General features: G+C 50.0%; 2 tRNA genes and 2 rRNA genes. All 4 read right to left on the bottom strand.

What is annotated here, in order from left to right:
- Positions 1 to 82: 82 nt before the first annotated feature.
- The 4 genes from rrf to D109_RS0106340 all read right to left on the bottom strand — a co-directional run bounded on the left by rrf (position 83) and on the right by D109_RS0106340 (position 3,639).
- Positions 83 to 195, bottom strand: a 5S ribosomal RNA gene (rrf, locus tag D109_RS0106355).
- A gap of 138 nt (positions 196 to 333) precedes the next feature.
- Positions 334 to 3,209, bottom strand: a 23S ribosomal RNA gene (locus D109_RS0106350).
- Between the two features lie 258 nt (positions 3,210 to 3,467).
- Positions 3,468 to 3,543, bottom strand: a tRNA-Ala gene (locus D109_RS0106345).
- Between the two features lie 19 nt (positions 3,544 to 3,562).
- A tRNA-Ile gene (locus tag D109_RS0106340) sits at positions 3,563 to 3,639 on the bottom strand.
- Positions 3,640 to 3,656 lie beyond the last annotated feature (17 nt).

The raw sequence follows: 3,656 nt of genomic DNA, 5'->3' as shown, positions 1-3,656 counted from the left end.
ACCAGACGAAAAAAAACCCGCCAATTGCTTGACGGGTTTTTCTCAAGGAGAAACAGCCGGGGGCTGTTTCACCAAATAACAAGCCTGACGATAACCTACTTTCACACTGGTTGCAGCACTATCATCGGCGCAAAGTTGTTTCACGGTCCTGTTCGGGATGGGAAGGGGTGGGACCAACTTGCTATGGTCATCAGGCATAACTTGTACCGGCATTTGTCCTCGATGGAGCGACAAAGCCTGAATCTGGAAGAAGCAAAGATTGGGGTAATGACTGGTAGTATCAACAAACACGCAACGTTGTACCGTCTTATCCTCTGTACCTGCTAAGGTTATAGGGACAAGCCGTACGGGCAATTAGTACTGGTTAGCTTAATGCATTACTGCACTTCCACACCCAGCCTATCAACGTCCTGGTCTCGAACGACCCTTCAAAGAGCTCAAGGCTCTGGGAAATCTCATCTCAAGGCAAGTTTCCCGCTTAGATGCTTTCAGCGGTTATCTCTTCCGTATTTAGCTACCCGGCAATGCCACTGGCGTGACAACCGGTACACCAGAGATACGTCCACTCCGGTCCTCTCGTACTAGGAGCAGCCCCCTTCAAATTTCCAACGCCCACGGCAGATAGGGACCAAACTGTCTCACGACGTTTTAAACCCAGCTCACGTACCACTTTAAATGGCGAACAGCCATACCCTTGGGACCGGCTACAGCCCCAGGATGTGATGAGCCGACATCGAGGTGCCAAACTCCCCCGTCGATATGAACTCTTGGGAGGAATCAGCCTGTTATCCCCAGAGTACCTTTTATCCGTTGAGCGATGGCCCTTCCATACAGAACCACCGGATCACTATGTCCTACTTTCGTACCTGCTCGACTTGTCAGTCTCGCAGTTAAGCACGCTTATGCCATTGCACTATCAACACGATGTCCGACCGTATCTAGCGTACCTTCGAACTCCTCCGTTACACTTTAGGAGGAGACCGCCCCAGTCAAACTGCCTACCATGCACTGTCCCCGATCCGGATAACGGACCAAGGTTAGAACCTCAAACAAACCAGGGTGGTATTTCAAGGTTGGCTCCACGAGAACTAGCGTCCCCGCTTCAAAGCCTCCCACCTATCCTACACAGATTGGTTCAAAGTCCAATGCAAAGCTACAGTAAAGGTTCATGGGGTCTTTCCGTCTAGCCGCGGGTAGATTGCATCATCACAAACATTTCAACTTCGCTGAGTCTCGGGAGGAGACAGTGTGGCCATCGTTACGCCATTCGTGCAGGTCGGAACTTACCCGACAAGGAATTTCGCTACCTTAGGACCGTTATAGTTACGGCCGCCGTTTACTGGGACTTCAATCAAGAGCTTGCACCCCATCATTTAATCTTCCAGCACCGGGCAGGCGTCACACCCTATACGTCCACTTTCGTGTTTGCAGAGTGCTGTGTTTTTATTAAACAGTCGCAGCCACCAGTTTATTGCAACCCTTTCACCCTCATGGAGTAAACCAATCAAGCTACCGGGGCGTACCTTTTCCCGAAGTTACGGTACCAATTTGCCGAGTTCCTTCTCCCGAGTTCTCTCAAGCGCCTTAGAATACTCATCTCGCCCACCTGTGTCGGTTTGCGGTACGGTCTCGTATGACTGAAGCTTAGAGGCTTTTCTTGGAACCACTTCCGATTGCTTCATGAACAAGTTCACTCGTCTCAACCCCTTGAATTCCGTACCCGGATTTGCCTAAGTACCTTCTATGAGCCAAAAACCAACTATTCCAACAGTTGGACAACCTTCCGCGATCCGTCCCCCCATCGCATCATACGACGGTGCAGGAATATTAACCTGCTTCCCATCAGCTACGCATCTCTGCCTCGCCTTAGGGGCCGACTCACCCTGCTCCGATGAACGTTGAACAGGAAACCTTGGGCTTACGGCGTGGAGGCTTTTCACCCCCATTATCGCTACTCATGTCAGCATTCGCACTTCTGATACCTCCAGCATCCTTTACAAGACACCTTCGCAGGCTTACAGAACGCTCTCCTACCATATCCAATAAAGGATATCCGCAGCTTCGGTGACTGGCTTAGCCCCGTTACATCTTCCGCGCAGGACGACTCGATCAGTGAGCTATTACGCTTTCTTTAAATGATGGCTGCTTCTAAGCCAACATCCTGACTGTTTTAGCCTTCCCACTTCGTTTTCCACTTAGCCAATCTTTGGGACCTTAGCTGGCGGTCTGGGTTGTTTCCCTCTTGACGCCGGACGTTAGCACCCGACGTCTGTCTCCCAAGCTCGCACTCATCGGTATTCGGAGTTTGCAATGGTTTGGTAAGTCGCAATGACCCCCTAGCCATAACAGTGCTCTACCCCCGATGGTGATACTTGAGGCACTACCTAAATAGTTTTCGGAGAGAACCAGCTATTTCCAAGTTTGTTTAGCCTTTCACCCCTACCCACAGCTCATCCCCTAATTTTTCAACATTAGTGGGTTCGGACCTCCAGGGCGTGTTACCGCACCTTCATCCTGGCCATGAGTAGATCACTTGGTTTCGGGTCTACACCCAGCGACTGATCGCCCTATTCGGACTCGATTTCTCTACGGCTTCCCTATATGGTTAACCTTGCCACTGAATGTAAGTCGCTGACCCATTATACAAAAGGTACGCAGTCACGGAACAAGTCCGCTCCTACTGTTTGTATGCACACGGTTTCAGGATCTATTTCACTCCCCTTCCGGGGTTCTTTTCGCCTTTCCCTCACGGTACTGGTTCACTATCGGTCGATTACGAGTATTTAGCCTTGGAGGATGGTCCCCCCATATTCAGACAGGATGTCACGTGTCCCGCCCTACTTGTCGTACGCTTAGTACCACCGGTCCGATTTCACATACGGGGCTATCACCCACTATGGCTCCTATTTCCAGAGGATTCTGTTATCGGTCCGACTATCACGTACAGGCTCTTCCCATTTCGCTCGCCGCTACTTTGGGAATCTCGGTTGATTTCTTTTCCTGCAGCTACTTAGATGTTTCAGTTCGCCGCGTTCGCCTTGCATACCTATGTATTCAGTATGCAATACCCTAAAAGGGTGGGTTGCCCCATTCGGAAATCTGCGGATCAAAGTGTGTTTGCTCACTCCCCGCAGCTTATCGCAAGCTACTACGTCCTTCATCGCCTGTAATCGCCAAGGCATCCACCATGTGCACTTATTCGCTTGTCCCTATAACGTTAGCCTCTTCATTCTTTCAAACGAAAAGAGCGCTACAGGGATAAGAAAGTACAACGTTGTTGCTTGTTTGTTGATACATACAATCATTACCCATCAAGTCGCCTCATGCATTGCTGCATGCATAGACTTGATCAATAAATAATCTTTACTTCTTCCAGATTGTTAAAGAACGAAACAGCTTTGATCGCTAAAAGATCAAACCTAAACCACAGTCTTGTTGACCGGCTTACGTTTGCACTTTCAAAATATTGGTGGAGGATGACGGGATCGAACCGACGACCCCCTGCTTGCAAAGCAGGTGCTCTCCCAGCTGAGCTAATCCCCCTGAGATTTTACTAATTAGCTGGTAGGGCTGGTTGGACTCGAACCAACGACCCCCGCGTTATCAACACGGTGCTCTAACCAGCTGAGCTACAGCCCCAACGCGGTGCTACTACG

Source organism: Pseudomonas sp. PAMC 26793, assembly GCF_000313235.1.
Classification (GTDB): domain Bacteria; phylum Pseudomonadota; class Gammaproteobacteria; order Pseudomonadales; family Pseudomonadaceae; genus Aquipseudomonas; species Aquipseudomonas yamanorum.
The sequence above is the reverse complement of the archived record's forward strand: the minus strand, read 5'-3'. Positions and strand labels throughout refer to the sequence as shown.